Here is a 17,005-nt window from a genome sequence, read left to right as displayed (position 1 = left end):
TTGCTTTTAAGGGTTATTTCTTAGCTAACAAAGCCATGTAAAACCCGTCAAATCCAGATTGATGAGCTAGCACTTTGTTATCCGAGACAAAGGTAAAATCTTTTCCGGCTTCAGAGGCCAAAAAAGTGTTAACTTGTTCTTGATTTTCAGAAGGTAACACAGAGCAAGTAGCGTACACTAACTTTCCTCCAGGTTTTACCATCTTTGAATATTTTTGGAGTACCTCTTGTTGTACTTCTTTAATTTTAGTCAAAAATTCGGGCTGAAGCTTCCATTTGCTATCAGGATTTCTGCGAATTACACCCAAACCTGAACAAGGAGCATCAATCAATACTCTGTCTGCTTTATCGTGTAGTTTTTTGATCACTTTAGTCGAGTCAATGACGCGGGTGTCGATATTGTGAACACCATTTCTTCTCGCTCTAACTTTCAGCTTTTTTAATTTACTTTCATAGATATCCATGGCAATAATCTGCCCTTTGTTTTCCATCAATGATGCTAAGTGTAAGGTTTTACCCCCAGCACCAGCGCAAGTGTCGATTACTTTCATACCTGGAGCTACCTGAAGGTACTCAGCAACCAATTGCGAAGAGGCATCCTGTACTTCAAAAAGCCCATTTTTAAACGCTTGAGTTTTGAATACATTAGCGCGTTCCACTAATTTTAAGGCTACGTTGTATCCTTTTATAAATTCAGTATCAATTTCTTCTTTGGCAAGTGATTTACGCAAAGCCTCCTTACTTGTTCTTAGGGTGTTGGTACGCAAAATAACCTCTGCTTGCTTGTTCAATGCAGCGATTTCTTTGGTCCAAACTTCTTCTCCTAATTCTTCCAAACCAATCTCGTCAATCCAATCCGGAATGGCTTCTCTAAACTTTCTGATTTTTGATAACTCGTCAAAACGACCTTTGATTCTTCTCGATGGTGTAGGTTCAATCTGGTTCCAATCTGGTAGTTGAATCCCCTTTAATACACACCAAACGGCAAACATTCGCCATAAATCTGGACGTGAAAAAGGTGCTTTTACATTGGCGATTTCTGAATATAAGCGCTTCCAACGAACTATTTCATAGATGGTTTCGGCTACAAATTTACGGTCTCGAGCCCCCCAACGTTTATCTCTCTTTAAAGCTTTCTCAACTGCTTTATCTGCATATACTTCTTCATTAAAAATATCGCGTAAGCTATCTATAACCGCGAAAACTAAATTTCTATGTAATCTCATCTGACGAATTTAAGATTGCAAAGATAGTTGATTTTGGTGGTTTTTTGTATTTTCGTTTCAAGTAAAAATACGAGTTTCTCAGAATAGTTTTTTTAGGTAATTAACTTGTTTTGAATTGGTTCTGAGTCCTGAGCTTTTTTGGGATTTTAAAAAAGTCTAACCGAATAGGTAGATTTTTGATGTTTGACCAGCTTGTAAGGTTTAATTTAAAGTAAATAATACGCTTTCCCAACTACCGAGTATTTGAGTAGTAGCAGCCAAAAGTAGATCGTTTTTGTCGGTATGAATTTGAATAGTCCCGTTACTTATATAAAAGGAGTGAGTGTCGCTCGCGCCGAGTTGTTGTATGCTGAATTAGGCATTCGTACGTGCCGTGATTTGCTGCACTTATTTCCCTTTCGCTACATAGATAAAACTCAGTTTTATACTATTAGTCAACTTCAACCCAACTCGTCTGAAGTACAAATAGTAGGGAAAATATCAGGGATCAAAACCGTAAAACAGAAGCGAGGAAGTCGCTTAGTAGCTACTTTTACCGATGCTACGGGAAGTATAGAACTGGTGTGGTTTAAAGGAGCTAAGTGGATAAAAGATTCGTTGAAGCCCAATACTCCTTATGTGGTGTATGGAAAGTTAAATTGGTATAACAATTCCGCAAGTATGCCACATCCTGAAATGGAAACCGTTCAGGCCTATAAAAGTAAGTTGCAAACCGCAATGCAGCCAGTATATCCTTCTACGGAGAAATTGGCAAACAAAGGAATCAGCCATAAGGTCATGCGCGGAATGATGCAACACCTCTTTCAGCAGTTTTTTAATGGGATTGAAGAATCGTTGCCGACCTACCTGCTAGCGGAACAACAACTGATAGGGAAAAGAGAAGCATTGCTGAACATACATTTCCCGAAGAACCAAGAGCTGCTCGCTCAGGCGCAACACCGTTTGAAGTTTGAAGAGCTCTTCTATATTCAATTGCAGCTTCTGCAAAAGAAATTGATTCGCAAAGCAAAGATAAAAGGATACGTGTTCGGTCAGGTCGGGACGGTGTTTTCAGATTTTTATGAAAATCATTTGCCGTTTAATTTGACCAACGCTCAAAAGAGGGTGTTAAAAGAGATTCGAAAAGATGTTGGAACTGGAGCTCATATGAATCGCTTATTACAAGGGGACGTGGGATCCGGAAAAACTATTGTCGCCTTGCTGACGATGTTGTTGGCCATTGACAATGGTTATCAAGCGACCATTATGGCACCGACAGAAATCTTGGCAACCCAACACTACAACGGTATGGTAGCCTTGTTAGAACATACAGATATAGAGGTCGCTTTGTTAACGGGGTCAACGAAAACAAAAAGACGCCGTGAAATACACAGTGCCCTAGAAGATGGCAGTTTGAAAATACTTATCGGTACCCATGCTATTTTAGAGGACAAGGTGGTTTTTAAAAATCTAGGAATCGCTATTATCGATGAGCAGCATCGTTTTGGAGTGGCGCAACGTTCAAAACTGTGGAAAAAGGGAGCTGAAGTTATCGATGGGAATCCAGTACCTCCCCATATCTTGGTAATGACGGCAACACCGATTCCGAGAACTTTGGCCATGTCTGTATACGGAGATTTAGATGTTTCTGTAATTGATGAACTTCCTCCGGGGAGAAAGGATATCAAAACCGTGCATCGTTATGACAGTCATCGATTGGGGGTATTTAAATTTTTAAAAGACGAAATAGCCAAAGGTAGGCAAGTATATGTCGTGTATCCGCTCATTCAAGAGTCCGAAGCGATGGATTATAAAGATTTGATGGACGGTTACGAAAGTATCTCTCGAGAGTTTCCATCACCTAAGTATCAGATTAGCATCGTTCACGGTCAGATGAAACCAGCGGATAAAGACTATGAAATGGAACGCTTTGCGAAAGGAGATACTCAAATAATGGTGGCAACCACCGTGATAGAGGTAGGGGTGAATGTACCGAATGCTTCCGTAATGGTAATTGAAAGTGCAGAGCGATTTGGATTGAGCCAGCTGCATCAGCTAAGAGGACGAGTAGGACGTGGAGCCGAGCAGAGTTATTGTATTTTATTGTCGAGTTACAAGCTGTCGAGTGATGGAAAAACAAGGCTACAAACAATGGTGGATACTACCGATGGTTTTAAAATTGCGGAAGTAGATTTAAAATTAAGAGGGCCTGGAAATATTATGGGAACGCAGCAAAGTGGCGTACTCAATTTGAAAATTGCAGATGTAGTTAAAGATTCTCCTATTTTGCATTTGGCACGTCAAGCAGCGATTTCAGTATTGAATGAGGACCCTGGTTTACAAAACCCGCTCAACGAAAGTTTGCTAAAAACCTTTACTCAGTTTCAGAAGAAGTCTGGAATTTGGAGTAATATCAGTTAGATGAACGTTTAAAGATTTTATAGGCTTTGTTGTTTATGACGAGTATATAACATCCGGTTGGTAGGTATGAGAAATCGATACTGTGCTCGTGTATTTGAATCCGATGCGTGAGGTCTTGACCTTGCATGTTGAATAACAAGGTTCCGCGAGGAATTTTAATTCGAGCGTCGAAAAAAAGGCTTTTTTCTACAGGGTTAGGGAAAAAAGGAGTCGTGTTCTGAACATCAACGGCAGCTAAGGTCGAAAAGTATTCAACCGCACCGATATCTGGAGCGTTATCACTTCGCAATTTGTTGTAATAATCTACTTTCGGTGCTTCCACGGTACTTGCCGCATTGATTGCTGGTGAATTTTTTTGTAATTCAAAATTTCCCGTGCTAGGATTGGTAAAAAGTGGATCAGCCATGATACTTTCTTCTTGCAACGCAACAATAGAGGCGTCTTCATCAATGGTGCCTGTATTTCCTTGTAAATCTGAACCAAAAATTAAATTGTTCTTCACAACCAATTTATGGTTACTAGTAAGATTGGATGCAAGGGCAGATTTACTCAAATTTTTGTCAATAATAACAATATTGTTAATCAGCTTAATGTCGCGCCCACCAACTGCACTTATGCCAATATTACCACCGTTAGGGCTGGAGCTTAGGTTTTCGGTAATAGACTTGGTATACGAGTTGAAATATGCGGTGTTGTTCACGATATCTATGCGATTCCCGTCATTACTGTGAATACCACTGAATCCATTAAAGTAAGCAATATTATTTGCGACTAGTATCCGCCCGTGTTCCCAGTTAATTTTGATGTCTCCATTGGCTTGGTAGGTAGTTTCATTTCGCTGTAATGATATTCCTTTTCCTTCATCGATATGTGGGGTAATTATGCGTTTGCTGGGAGCCCATGAATACTGTTCGTTATAGTTGTGATGAACGGTATTACGAAGTATTTTAATGCGATAATCACTGTCAGTTCTGCTACTTACGGTTTTGGTAACTACCAAACCATGAGTGCCTGAATACGATCGTTTTGAGCAATGTGAAATTTCGTTGTTTTCAATGTGGATGTCTTCACATTCTGCCACCCGAAGGCCACCGCCTGGCATGTGTGAAATAGTGTTTCCGATGAGGGTAATGTGATGTGCTTGGCTCAGGTATAAGCCACGAGTATCAATATAGGATGGACGAACGATGGTAAGAGAGCTGATATCCGAGTAGATTTCTCCATCGACCACTTGATTAGGGGTACAGTTTTGAATACACTCTTCGTTTCGAAACTTCAATTCGTTTAGTTTTGGGTGTTTAACATCTCCTACTTTATCAGCATCTAGGTAAACAAATTGAAGTTTATTGGCTGTCGCTAAAGGAATGGAGGTGACTTCACCACGAATAGTCAACCCTTCAATTTGTAGATAGGAGGCGTTGGATATGCGTAGGATATTGGCCCCATCACCGTGTAGTATCGCATTCTTATCAAAAGATCGGATGTGTATTTTCTGCGTGGGAGTACCGTGGAGATTGTTGATCTTTATGGTATTTTCAGCATGCCAGAGTTGGGAGTCAGTAGAACTTTGGTACTGATAATTTGTAGCGTAACTCTTATTTTTATAGGAACCCATAATAAAAAGCGTATCACCAGGAGAAAGCTGTTGAAGAGCTTTGGCTACTGATTGGTAGGGCATGGATGGAGTTGTTCCGCTGTTAGTATCACTACCGTTGTTCTGATGTACAAAATAAGATTGTTGGCTGAGACTTGGTATGCATATAAGGAAAATACCCATACTAAGCCCCATTTTTAAAGAGGTTTTCATCATAGTAAAACTTTGTATTAAAGTAGTTATCACAAGTGAACACTTGCAACTATATGATGAAGGGTGCCTTCGAAAATACAAAAACAAAAGTTCTAATCCTAAGATTATGAGTTGTTTGTGTTTTTTTAGGGCCTCTTTACGTATTTAGAACTTAAAGTTCAGCTTCCGTAAACTCGAAATTATTAGCGATGAGGTGGTTGATAAACTCTTCAGAATGGTTCTGCTCTTCATTTTTGGAGCTATGTCCAAAACTTATGGCGTATTTATTAGTGGTAAGTTGAATGATTTGAGTAAAAATAGGGAGGTTAAAATCACCTTGTAGTGATTTAAAAGTACCAAATTGAAATTCATCAATTACTATTTTTTTGAACACGGTAGTCAGTTTTTGGTTTTCGTAAAGGTATAAAAATATTTTGATTCCTAACAAATACTTAACGTTCTGTTGATGTTAAATTTAAACATAAAGTAGTAAAATATTACCATCAATTAAAGGTAAGTTCTTGTCATTTAGTTTATTGCTAGTTTCGTGTTTTTTCGTAAAATTTTTAACAGCGAACGGTGCAATAGTGCACTTTTAACGTGGCTTTGAAAACCTTCAGATGAAGACATTTGGTATCCGTAGCGTTATCGATCATACGGTGCAGTGCGTCTGCCAGTTTTTCATCTGCTTGAATACAGGTTGGATTTTTTTCTGGACAGGTAAAAGAAATATCATCACGACTGGATTTTGCAGTGGATATAAATTCACTTTTGGCAATATTTCTGATTCGTAATAAACCTTTATTCGGGTGTTTACTCAAGGTAAAAGACAAATAACTTTGGGGAGTGTTATCTAGGAGTTCTTTACTTTCCACGAGTATTTGTCGGCATACTTTTTGGACGGCTTTCGGATTGCTCATATCCAATTTGATGCTGATGGTTTTTTCATTCGTAAATCCAAAATCTACGTCCGAAAAATCAAGCATGGATAAGTCCAATGGATCCTTGGTTTCTGTAGAATTAGAACAAGCTAAGCTCATTGCCAGAAGTAGTAGTACATAAAGTTTTCGCATAGTAGGGGTAATAGCGTTAATCTCGATTGTTTACTAATGATTGCACCAATAGTGTTCTGCAAATCAGTAGGGTATACAAATTTATGTTTTGTTTTAGAAAATTCAATACGGGATACTCCTTAACTTTTACTAAGTGGTTTCCCTGAAGTCTCTAGGTAGTACCCCTGAGTCACAGACACCTGCAATTTAAGGAAAAATCTCTGATTCAATTTCTCAAACATGTTAAGAAAGAGCTGAATTGTAACATTGATAAGCTGGGCTGTATAAATGGCTTGATAATCGCTAAAATTGGTAAAAAAAAGAGGAGCATTTAAGCTCCTCTGGTTGAATTATCGTTCTAGTAAGTATTGTGTTTCAGGGTCTTGCTCCTTAAGAGCGTATTTTAGGTAGTCCTGAATACTGAGTTTGAGGTCAGGAACTATTCCGTGTGTCGATTTGGGAGTCTCAGCTTTGCCAAAAAATAACTCGGTTTTAGGAATGCGTACGATGATTTTAGTTTTGGGTAGTTTGTAATGGACAAAGTAGCCAGCAAAAGTATTGTATTCATTCCCTCCGGTCTCTTGTCCGATGATTTTTCCTCGTTGGTGTTCTTTAAAGAGTTTCGCAAAGTATACTGCGGCAGAAAAAGTTTTACCCGATACCAATAGGTTGACAGATCCTGAAAACGTGTCTTTGTCTGGAGGAAAGGTTTCAAGTACTCCTTCTTTTAAACGCTCGTTTCCTACATACGTTCCGTCTTCGTCTTTGTTAAAGCGCTGATACAGGAAGTTTTCAAAGCCCTTAATGTCGTCGTAACTCAATGGATTACCATAGTCATTTACCATATTTTCTTTGGTAAGTGTTATCGCTGCCGTGCGGTAATTGAAAATATTTTGGAATTTTTTATTGCTGATAAAAGAATACAAAAGTGCAGCAATACTTGGATTTCCACCTCCGTTGTTTCTCAAATCAATGGCGATTTCTTTATAGGCTTCTTTGTTTACGCGTTTGAAAAAGTCACTGAATTTTTCATAGGCCTGACTTTCTGATAAATCAAAAGTATTAACAGTAAGTACCGCTAATTTTTTTTCAGGATAATAATGGGGGTGTATGGGTTGTTCAAGTTCTAATTTGTTTATAGGGAGTATGCTTAGTTTAGAGTTTCTGTAATACGTATAGTAATCAACTGCAGGTGTTTTAAAGCGTTTTTGTTTTTTAGTATCGCGAGTAATATAATCAATGCTAAAAGACTTTACGCGATTGTCAAATATGTTGGCGAAGTACAATGGAAAGGCTTGAGTCAGTTTTTCTTCGGTAAGCGTTGTATTGTAAAAATCGCCGTGCACATGTTCGTTAATATTGGTGAGTAAGTCTTTGATTTTACGGTTGTTTATCGCTGTAATTTCGGTTCCGTAGGGTAGTGTAGCCCCCTTGATATTGATAAACATTCTTCCGTCTTTAACAAATACTGGATACGGGAAAAATTGAGAATGTTCAATGGCATTAAAGGTGAATTCCTCCGGAAGTTCATATGACAAGTGTCCATCTCCAATGCGTGTCAAGCAACGAATAAAATGCACGTAATCTGTTGTTTTTTTGAGCTGCTTCAAGGCGTCTTTTTGCTTTTTTTCTTGTGCGGATTTCGATACTACTTTATACGGTGCTGGATGTTCTTGTGAGATGAGTTTATTTAAAAAAGTCAAATCGGATTGATAGTCTTCATAGGTCAGTTTTGTGACATCTAGTTGCTGTGCTTGCAGTCCGAGAACTGAGCTTACAAGTAAAAATAATGTAATTTTTCTCATTGCTAATGTAATTTAGATTAGGTATAGAAATGCCCAAGAGTTGTACCAAAAAGAGGGGGTAACTGTTAATGTTTTTAAAGGCTTTGTTAAATGCAGTCAGGAACTTGACATCATCTGTTAAAACTTGCTAAAATTGAAGTAAGGAGCAGTTGAAATACTAACGAGATTCTCTTTTACTATATTTGTAAGTATACGGAAATAGACTATTAAAAAGAGCGAAACTATTTATTATGATTCACAAACACCAGCATTTTGACTTATTGGGAAAAGTTGTTTTTGAACGCGTGGAGTTTACTCCTCCAATCAGAATTGTTGAAGCGCTGAATAGTGAGGCTTGTTTGTTATATACGGTAAAAGGGAAAGCGACCCTGTACCGTTCTGATAAAAAGTATTCCTTAGAAACCGATGACGGATTGATGATCAAATGCGGTCATTATTTCAATCATTGGCATAAAAATGCAGATGTAAGTAAAAATGAAGCGGTAGCCGTTCATTTGTACCCCGATTTAATTCGGCACGTTTACGGAGGGGAGCTCCCTGATTTTATGAATTCGGACTCCAATGAGCAAGCAATTGCCGTCGCTCCTTTGTTTAAAAACAGCTTCGTAAAAGCGTATATTGACAGTTTATTGCCATATTTTGATTCGCCTAGCTTAATAGATGAAGAATTTATGGTGCTTAAAGTAAGAGAGTTGCTGTCCATGTTGTACAAAATGGATAGTAATAATATCAGAAGTTTATTGCATGATATGTTTAATCCGTTGGCATATGATTTTAAGAAGATTGTAAAAGCACACATCTACGAGGATTTGAGTATAGAAGAGCTGGCGCACATATGTAATTTGTCTTTATCGAGTTTTAAACGAAAGTTCAAAGAAGTGTTTTCTAATTCACCTGCTGCTTATATTAAAAGTAGGCGCTTGGAAAAGGCAGCCCGACTTTTAAGAGTGGACGAAAAAAGAATAGCAGATATCGCTTTTGATTGTGGTTTTTCAAGTGTTGATGTGTTTTCTAGATCTTTTAAAAAGGAGTATGGCATGACTCCAACCGCTTATAAAAGCCATGGGCTAAATTGACGTAATTACGGACTTATTTGACGGTTCTACTGGATGGATACAGACTAATTTTGTTTGAGAATTTTAATCTAAATCTTATGCAATTAAAGTCAGAAAAACCATTCGTTTTGAGAATGGTATTTATAGTAAATGCCTTAATGGCCGTGCTCCCTTTCATTTTTTATGGAGTTGTAAAAACTAAAGAAATTACGGTACCGGGAATACCACCTGCTTGGATGCTTTATACAGGGCTGGCTTATAGTGTTTCTTTTATTTTTTTAGTGACTGCTTTTTTAAACAAAAAACTGCAGCACAGTCGCTTTCTGTTTTTGTTAAATATAATAATTGCGCTGCCGGCTAAGGCCTATATCGGAATTGTAGTGGCCTTGATATCCTTGTGGATGGCTTTTAGAAATCAGAAATTTTTGAATTATTTTAGACAGTAAGAGATGAGACAGAAGGGTAAAAGAGCTTTTGTCACAGGAGCGAATGGCGCCTTGGCTAAGCAAACAATAATTCAATTATTACAGAAAGGAGTAACAGAGGTGGTGATGGCCGTTCGCAGTGAACTCAAGGGAGAAAAGGCTCGTAGAGAAATTTTAGCAGCCACCCAGTTACAGGATGAAGGAGTATTAACGCTCCTCAGTGGGGTGGATATGTTGAATCCGAGTAAAATGGAAACAGCCCTACACAGATTGCGAAACGAACGTCCTTTTGATATGATTTTTTTGGCAGCAGGTTTTGCTGTGTTTGATTCAGATTATCAAGGAGTGAACTATCGGTCTAAACGTTTTGAGAAAACTGTGTTCCAAAATATTATAGGAGGTCATTTTGTGTATCGTACGTTGGATACTTTAGGTTTAGTTTCTAAAGGGGCACGAATCGTTTTTGCCGGTGGAGAAGGTGCGAGAGGGATTTTCGGAATGATTCGCAAACCTCAATTTGATACGGTCCGAAGTTTTCAGAATTATCTGTGTTTGGAAAGTAATGCTTTACCGAACTACGATCCGATGAACGCACTTGGGGTGTCTAAGTTTGTTGGAGCATTATGGATTCGATACATGTCAAAAAAGGAAAACAAAGAGCGCAGCTTTATTTGGTTTTCCCCCGGAATGACAGCAGGCTCAGTGAGTATTGCGCAATTACCACCTTTAAAAAGAAGTGTATTCCGATTGCTGTTTACCATCATGAAGTACCTTGGGGTTGCGCAGTCACCACAACGTGGAGGAGAGAAGTTTGCACAGTGTTTATTGGGAATTGTGGGTGTAAACGGAGCTATTTTGGGAGCTCCTAAAGGTAAGGTACTCGGTAGGTTTACCAATCAAATTCCTTTGAACACTCAAATAGAGGATACTGGTTTACAACAGGCTTTAATGGAACTACTCGATGGAGCTGTTGCAAAAAGAGAATCAAAGTAAAAAAACTCAGTGCTTAGAAGAAGTACACCTCCTTTGAAATAGACTCGGGGGTCATTAAAAGGAGGTGTCTGTTTAGGGGATAAGAGATAAAACTAAAAGGGTTGAGAATTTAGTTATTTTAGAATAATTTGATAGTTTTAATTTGATTTGTGCTGCAATAGTACTACAATGCCTGGAGTTGATTTTACGGGAAACCGTAAATAGGTGAATTTTATGATTTGGGACCTCGATTTTTACATTTTTTTAAGAGTTTAAAGGAAGGTGGCAAAACTGGGTAAGTCTTCGTTTGCATTAAAAAGAAAGTGATAGTTTAAGGCCAAATTGGAAGTGCATTTTCTAGGTGTTTTTACCTTGTTTTCTGACCTGTCAAGAAAAGAAAGAAAGAAGTCTATTCCCCAATAACCTCTTTCTTTCTGTGAATCGATTAAAGCTGTTAAAAGTTTAATTGATCCTTCCCCTTATTTTACTATTATAGAAAGTTAGTTGAAGTATTCTTTCTGTAATAATAGTGTATAAAGGTATGATTTTTAATGAGTAAGTTTCTTTGTTTTAAAAAAATAAACAAATAGTTTAGAAATGTTTATTTTTAAACTTCGAGATTGTAAATAGCAGTATTTTGACGTATTTTTGAGTTAAAAAGTACTTGTGAATATAGAAAATACGCATGAAAGGTGTATGCCTACTTCCCTAGAGAAAGCCTTGGGCGTTTTCAACTCCTTGGCGACGTTGAACGATTTATTATGGCCGAACGAACGTTGGCCTCGTATGAGTTTTAAACCGGTTAAAAAAGTTGCTGCCAAGGGAGGGCATGGTCCCATTCGTTATACGATAGTGTCGTATAATCCGGAAGGAGAAATCGTGTTTGAGTTTAGAAAGCCGAAAGGATTTATCGGAACGCATAGTTTTGTAGTTCGCGAACTGGATGACAATAGGGTATTGTTTAGGCATCGTATACGTATGAAAGTTAATTTTAAAGGAGGTGTTTTGTGGTTTCTGGTTATTCGACCTTTACACGATGCATTGCTCGAGGATGCTTTTGATAAAGCAGAAAATTACTTGACAGGCACTCAGAAACGATCTACGTGGAGTGTATGGGTACGACTCATGAGAAGGTTACTCGCTGCCAAGTAAGTGCGTGAGTTTATTATACAACCTTTAACAGGCAGTAATCGCCTCGGTTTTTGAATTCTAAAAGAGTCATCCCCGTATTTTTTTTAAAAGTTCGCGCCAAATGACTCGCATCTGAAAACCCGAGCTCATCTGCAATTTCATTCATTGTTAATTGAGAATTTAACAAGCGAATCTCAACGAGTTTAAGTCGTGATTTGGTTACGTGCTCTTTGAGGCTGCATCCCACCGCTTTTTTAAAATATTCGCTTACGTAATTGGGGGATAAGTGGAAGTGATTTGCAATGACTTCCGTTTTTAAGGCCGTCGGTCGAGCAATATGCTCTTGAATATAGTGTAAGATATCTTGAATTTTGGTGTCGTTAAAACTAATTTCTTTGTTGATTAAGGGCAGATTTCTCATTACGATATGCAAAATGCTTACCATATATGAACGAATTAAGTTCAGTTGCTGTTCTGCGTGGTGTTGCTGCTCGTTGGAAATTAAGGAAATGAGCTGAAGAATAGCATTTTTGTCGCGTGGCTCAGCAATTATATCTCCCGGTTTTTGTCGGTAGTTGAGTAGTATATAGGAAAGCTCTTTGTACCATGCTTCAAAGTTTCCGGATTGTGAGTTTTGCGGTAGAAAAAACGCCTGCGGATATTTTAAGAACACAAAACTCGTTTTTCGAGCTAGTTTAAAGGTATGACACTTCAATGGGGGCAATAAAAATAAATTGCCTTTTTCAAATTCAAAATTGTTGTAGTTAATGCATTGCTTGCCGGCACCGTCTACGACGTAGACCAGCTCGAAATAGTTTGAATTGGGCCTTTGAGTCCATTCGTCAAGGGTCAACTGTTCAAAAAAAATGTTTTTTAGACTGTTCATGGGGAGGGATAAATTAATGGTAAAAGGTAAATAAAAAGCCTTGCATAGCTCGGCATTGACGCTAAAATACTACAATTAAATACAGTGTCATTCCAAAACCTCGTTTTGTACAAGAAGTTCAAAGAATTGTTCAAGTCACCACTGCAAGGCTACGGTATTTTTGCAGTAAAATTTCTTTTTATGAAAATAGTAGAGTACTGTGAGGAGTATTTTGAAGCGTTTAAAAAAATATCTTATGAATGGCTGTTAGCAAACAATCTTTTGGAGAAAGAAGATGAAGTATTGTTACAAAATCCCAGTTCTTTTATTAAGAGAGGAGGCCGTATTTACATGTTGTGTTTCCAGGAATCTTGCGTCGGAACTGTGAGCGTTGAACAAGTAGAACCCGGTTGTTTCGAAATATTGAAATTGGGAGTTTTAGAAAAATATCGCGGAAGAGGATTTGGGAAACTACTCATCGCCCATGCGCTGGCTAGTGCAAAATCGCAAGGAGCCAAATGTGTAATACTGCACAGCAATTCAAAATTACAAACGGCGATTGAACTCTACGAAAGTTTGGGTTTCCAGAAAATTTCTTTTACACAAGGAAGGTACCTAACGTCAGATGTGAAGATGGAATTAAAATTTATATAGTCATTTCCCCTTGTTTATGTTACGATGAAATACCGTTTTCATCTGTGGTAAGAGCTCCGATTTATCGGAGCTTTTTTTATGATAATAACAGGCTGCTTTTTCTCCCCAATTTGTTCAATGATATCCCTTTTTTATTCAGTAGAAGTCACAGATGTGGCCTATAATTTTGCAGCTATAAATATCTTATTATGAAAATTAAACATAAATTTTTTTACGCTCTCGTGTTTGTTGTGCTAAGCGCACAGGCACAGGTTACAAAGCAAGTAGAGGTCGTTGCAGAACTGGCAATCCGGCCGGGAAATGTTGCTGTAAGTAAATCGAATCGCATTTTTATGACCGTTCATCCTCTAGGAGGAGAAAAGGTGCAACTCGTTGAGATACTCGGAAAAAATCGTTATCGTCCCTTTCCAACAGCAGCCATGCAAAATAAGCAGGAAAAAGCGATGCCTGAGTCTTTTGATACCCCTTTAGGACTTCGCGTTGATAAGAATGGGGTTTTATGGGTAATTGATATGGGGCTGCACCTAGGAAAAACGAGATTATGGGCCATCGATATTGCCACAGAAAAAGTGGTTTTTAAGTTTGATTTCCCGAAAGAATTAGCGCCTAAAGGAAGTTTTATTCAGGACTTAGCGGTGGATGCTTCAGGAGGTTGGGTATATCTTGCTGATATCGCCAATCCGGGGATTCTGGTATTAAATACCAAGACCAAAGAATTGAAAAGATTGCAACACCCACTGTTTAACGCAGAGGATGTAGATTTAATCATTGACGGTAAGCAAATTCAATTTGGAGGGAAGCCAGCAAGAGTGGCCATCAATCCTATTACGTTGAGTGACGATAAGAAAACTTTGTTTTTTGGAGCCATGAACGGAACTAAACTCTACAGTGTCGCAACCAAACATTTGCAAGCTAAGCAACAGTTGAAATCAGCCTATTTTCATGTGGTAGGAAAAAAGCCTCTGTCAGACGGTATAGCCACCGATGCTCAAGGAAACCATTATATAACAAATCTCGAAGCTGGGGGAATTGATGTTTTACAACAGAATGGAAGGCTTAAACCTCTGGTAAGAGACAAGCGTTTCGATTGGCCAGACAATGTTGCTATTGGTCCTGACGGATCACTGTTTGTAGCAGTGAATCAGTTAATTAAGTGTTAAAGTTATGATTGTGAGTGATTTGTGGGTGTTTTGTTTATTTATAGTGAAATAAAAGTACTATTCCTGAGTATATATATGTATATTTAACACGTTTTATTTCACTTATATTTCACTCAAATCAGATATCATTATGGGGTCGGTAAAATTAAAACTTAAAACTTCCCAAACGCTAAAGGATGGGACCCATCCAATCATCATTCAAGTATTGAAAGATACGAAAAAGGCAATTACAACCCTTGGAATGAGTTGTAGTTTGGAAGAATGGAATGCCAAAACCAATTTGCCAAAAAATAGAAGAGCTTCAATAATTTGTCAAAAGAAACTTTTGGAAATGGAAGGGTTGTTATTTGATGGTATCGATAATGGTTGGACTGCAAAAAAAATTGTAAGTGTATTCTCAGGAAAAGATTCTGCTGTATTGATGTTTTTTGAGTTTCTTGACGAATTTCTCCGTGATATGACTGTGGGACCTTCAACGATGAGGGGACATGAGGCTAAAAAAAATAAGTTTTATGTGTTTTTAGGAAATAAGGATATTAGGTTTAAGGATATCGATTACGACTTGCTTAAGAGGTATAAAAGATACTTAGATGATGAAGGTGTAAAATCCGCTAATCGTTATTTGAAATTTATTAAAAGAGTATACGATGTTGCTGTTGAGAGTGATAAATTTATGCCTAAATCGAACCCTTTTAAATCTTTTCTATTTGATAAGTCAATAAAAGGGGATACATTGAATAGGAATCTATCTAATGAACAGGTAGCTAAACTACTAAGGATGGATTCAAGTAATGTGAACGGAAGAAGCTTAAAGAACACTACTATAGATTTCTGGAAGTTTTGTTTTTATATGAGAGGTATCAATCTTATTGATATTGCAGTCCTGTCTCCGAAAGATGTTAAAGGAGATTATTTAGTTTTTACTAGGGAAAAGTTGAAAACGAAAACAAAAAGGAGGCAAAAGGTTAGAATATTTCCAGAGGCTAGAGCGATCATAGATAAATATTTGAACCCTAAAAATGATTTTGTATTCCCAATTCTGAAAAATGGTTCAGACAAAGATTTGAACAAAAAAGATCATATATTGTACCTGTCAAAATTAAGTACTGTGAATCGCAATTTAAAATTGGTTGGAGAGGAGATGGAATTAGATTTTGTTATGACCACTATGTCGGCTCGTTATTCCTTTATTAACGTGGCTAAACAGCTAGAAATTCCATTTTTATATTTGCAAGAATTTGTGGGGCACTCAACACGCTCAACAACGGATATTTATATGGACGTATTCCCGCAGGAAAAAATAGATGAATACCATAGAATGGTTATTGATAGTGTGTTGCTTTTAGAAGAGAGGGAAGAGTGTAAAAATGAGGCTTAAAAAAGCTTAATTTTCATTGAGTTCAGTTTTATTGATATAGAAATACTTCATCATATCTCTATATGTTATTTTTACTGTCCTAAGATTAGGGCGACTCACACTTACCAATTATAAGTACCCTTTAAAGGTGAGGAACTTAATCTTTATTGTATTCAACTTAGAACTGATTTAAAATTGCTTTTTTTTCAAGGGGATTTATGAATTTATTTTATGACAATATTGGATGCTTCTTTAAAAATAACTCCCATTAAATTTTTACTTTCTTTATAAAAAGTATCTTTTACATAAAGATGATTTAAAGAGTTGGGGATTATATCATTTTTAGTTGATACAACTCTTTTGGTCATTTTTATTTTTATATTTTCATCATCAAAAGATTTATGGTAATGAAGATTAAACTCTTCATAACTATTGAAATCACCAATACTCCGCTTTATTTCTTTCCTTTTTTTGTAGTAGGTGTATTCTGATTCATTGAATAGGGTAATGTCAATTATTCTGTCTTTTGTATGGAATAAAAAATAATCAGTATTAATTTCTAGGTTTTCTGAATTTATTATATCAATTGGGTACAAATTATAGGGAGGTAGAACATAGCTTAGAAGAATGTTCTTTAATTTCTTACTTATAATTATTCCTTTATAAGGTGAATATGTATCTAGAACTAAGTCATCTGTCCAGTATAGGATGTCAGATTGAAATGGGGCTTCTTTTCTTTTTTTTATGTCTTTTTGAATATTTACAAGAAGCATCTGTATTTTTGTATCGTTATTAAATAATATTTCTTCGTCGTTTTCAATACTTTCAATCACCTTAAAAAGGTGGTCTGTTTTTTTACTCAGTACAACTTTCCATTCCCAATGTATATTGCTGTCAATAGTTAGTTCAAAAATTTTCATAGGTACATATAGGGCTTTAAGATTATCATTTCCCAAAAGATTAGGACAGCTAAATTACGAAGTAGAGTTTATAAATTGAATCATCACGCAGTTCTATTTGATTATTTTCTGAAAATATATCTGTTCGAGGTAACTTTGCATGGATTCTGTTTATAACTTGATGCTAGAAACGGTATTTTTAGCTTAAATAATTTGTGC

Annotated in this window: 15 protein-coding genes; 8 read left to right on the top strand and 7 right to left on the bottom strand. The window is 37.1% G+C overall.

Translation table 11 applies throughout. From position 1 onward, the window contains the following. Positions 1-13: 13 nt before the first annotated feature. Positions 14-1,225, bottom strand: coding sequence for an RsmB/NOP family class I SAM-dependent RNA methyltransferase (locus tag ACKTS5_RS12845; protein WP_408044280.1), 1,212 nt, complete (start codon positions 1,223-1,225; stop codon positions 14-16). Positions 1,226-1,507: 282 nt separating this feature from the next. On the opposite strand from ACKTS5_RS12845, the gene recG reads away from it, so the two are divergent. Next, complete coding sequence (gene recG / locus ACKTS5_RS12840) at positions 1,508-3,625, top strand: ATP-dependent DNA helicase RecG (protein ID WP_408044279.1); 2,118 nt, start codon at positions 1,508-1,510, stop codon at positions 3,623-3,625. Here recG and ACKTS5_RS12835 read toward each other — a convergent pair. The 4 genes from ACKTS5_RS12835 to ACKTS5_RS12820 all read right to left on the bottom strand — a co-directional run bounded on the left by ACKTS5_RS12835 (position 3,618) and on the right by ACKTS5_RS12820 (position 8,268). Next, positions 3,618-5,435, bottom strand: coding sequence for a right-handed parallel beta-helix repeat-containing protein (locus ACKTS5_RS12835; RefSeq protein WP_408044278.1), 1,818 nt, complete (start codon positions 5,433-5,435; stop codon positions 3,618-3,620). The genes recG and ACKTS5_RS12835 overlap by 8 nt on opposite strands. 148 nt (positions 5,436-5,583) lie before the next feature. Continuing rightward, positions 5,584-5,805 carry a hypothetical protein gene (locus tag ACKTS5_RS12830; RefSeq protein WP_408044277.1) on the bottom strand — a complete coding sequence of 74 codons (222 nt, stop codon included), beginning with the start codon at positions 5,803-5,805 and terminating at the stop codon, positions 5,584-5,586. Positions 5,806-5,977: 172 nt separating this feature from the next. After that, the gene (locus tag ACKTS5_RS12825) at positions 5,978-6,484 is read right to left on the bottom strand and encodes a hypothetical protein (RefSeq protein ID WP_408044276.1); all 507 of its coding nucleotides are present in this window, start codon (positions 6,482-6,484) and stop codon (positions 5,978-5,980) included. Between the two features lie 329 nt (positions 6,485-6,813). Continuing rightward, on the bottom strand, positions 6,814-8,268 hold the full coding sequence (locus ACKTS5_RS12820) for a S41 family peptidase (RefSeq protein ID WP_408044275.1): 1,455 nt from the start codon (positions 8,266-8,268) through the stop codon (positions 6,814-6,816). Positions 8,269-8,498: 230 nt separating this feature from the next. On the opposite strand from ACKTS5_RS12820, the gene ACKTS5_RS12815 reads away from it, so the two are divergent. The 4 genes from ACKTS5_RS12815 (at position 8,499) to ACKTS5_RS12800 (ending at position 11,872) form a co-directional block, all read left to right on the top strand. Then, the gene (locus tag ACKTS5_RS12815) at positions 8,499-9,344 is read left to right on the top strand and encodes a helix-turn-helix domain-containing protein (protein ID WP_408044274.1); all 846 of its coding nucleotides are present in this window, start codon (positions 8,499-8,501) and stop codon (positions 9,342-9,344) included. A gap of 77 nt (positions 9,345-9,421) precedes the next feature. Continuing rightward, entirely contained in the window at positions 9,422-9,769 is a 348-nt protein-coding gene (locus ACKTS5_RS12810) for a hypothetical protein (RefSeq protein WP_408044273.1), read from the top strand. A 3-nt stretch (positions 9,770-9,772) separates the two neighbouring features. Next, the gene (locus ACKTS5_RS12805) at positions 9,773-10,741 is read left to right on the top strand and encodes a KR domain-containing protein (protein ID WP_408044272.1); all 969 of its coding nucleotides are present in this window, start codon (positions 9,773-9,775) and stop codon (positions 10,739-10,741) included. Positions 10,742-11,386: 645 nt separating this feature from the next. After that, entirely contained in the window at positions 11,387-11,872 is a 486-nt protein-coding gene (locus tag ACKTS5_RS12800; protein WP_408044271.1) for an SRPBCC family protein, read from the top strand. A 13-nt stretch (positions 11,873-11,885) separates the two neighbouring features. On the opposite strand, the gene ACKTS5_RS12795 is transcribed toward ACKTS5_RS12800, so the two are convergent. Further along, complete coding sequence (locus ACKTS5_RS12795) at positions 11,886-12,737, bottom strand: AraC family transcriptional regulator (protein WP_408044270.1); 852 nt, start codon at positions 12,735-12,737, stop codon at positions 11,886-11,888. Between the two features lie 180 nt (positions 12,738-12,917). Here ACKTS5_RS12795 and ACKTS5_RS12790 point away from each other — a divergent pair, with 180 nt between their 5' ends. From ACKTS5_RS12790 to ACKTS5_RS12780, 3 genes are all read left to right on the top strand, one after another. Next, entirely contained in the window at positions 12,918-13,370 is a 453-nt protein-coding gene (locus tag ACKTS5_RS12790; protein WP_408044269.1) for a GNAT family N-acetyltransferase, read from the top strand. 188 nt (positions 13,371-13,558) lie between these two features. Then, entirely contained in the window at positions 13,559-14,530 is a 972-nt protein-coding gene (locus ACKTS5_RS12785; RefSeq protein WP_408044268.1) for an L-dopachrome tautomerase-related protein, read from the top strand. A 130-nt stretch (positions 14,531-14,660) separates the two neighbouring features. Then, positions 14,661-15,908, top strand: a complete 1,248-nt coding sequence (locus tag ACKTS5_RS12780) for a phage integrase SAM-like domain-containing protein (RefSeq protein WP_408044267.1) — start codon at positions 14,661-14,663, stop codon at positions 15,906-15,908. A 203-nt stretch (positions 15,909-16,111) separates the two neighbouring features. On the opposite strand, the gene ACKTS5_RS12775 is transcribed toward ACKTS5_RS12780, so the two are convergent. Continuing rightward, complete coding sequence (locus ACKTS5_RS12775) at positions 16,112-16,807, bottom strand: hypothetical protein (RefSeq protein WP_408044266.1); 696 nt, start codon at positions 16,805-16,807, stop codon at positions 16,112-16,114. Positions 16,808-17,005: the final 198 nt, after the last annotated feature.

The organism is Tenacibaculum litopenaei, assembly GCF_964514025.1.
Taxonomy (GTDB): domain Bacteria; phylum Bacteroidota; class Bacteroidia; order Flavobacteriales; family Flavobacteriaceae; genus Polaribacter; species Polaribacter litopenaei.
Note: the sequence above shows the minus strand (reverse complement) of the source record. Positions and strands in the feature narration are given on the sequence as shown.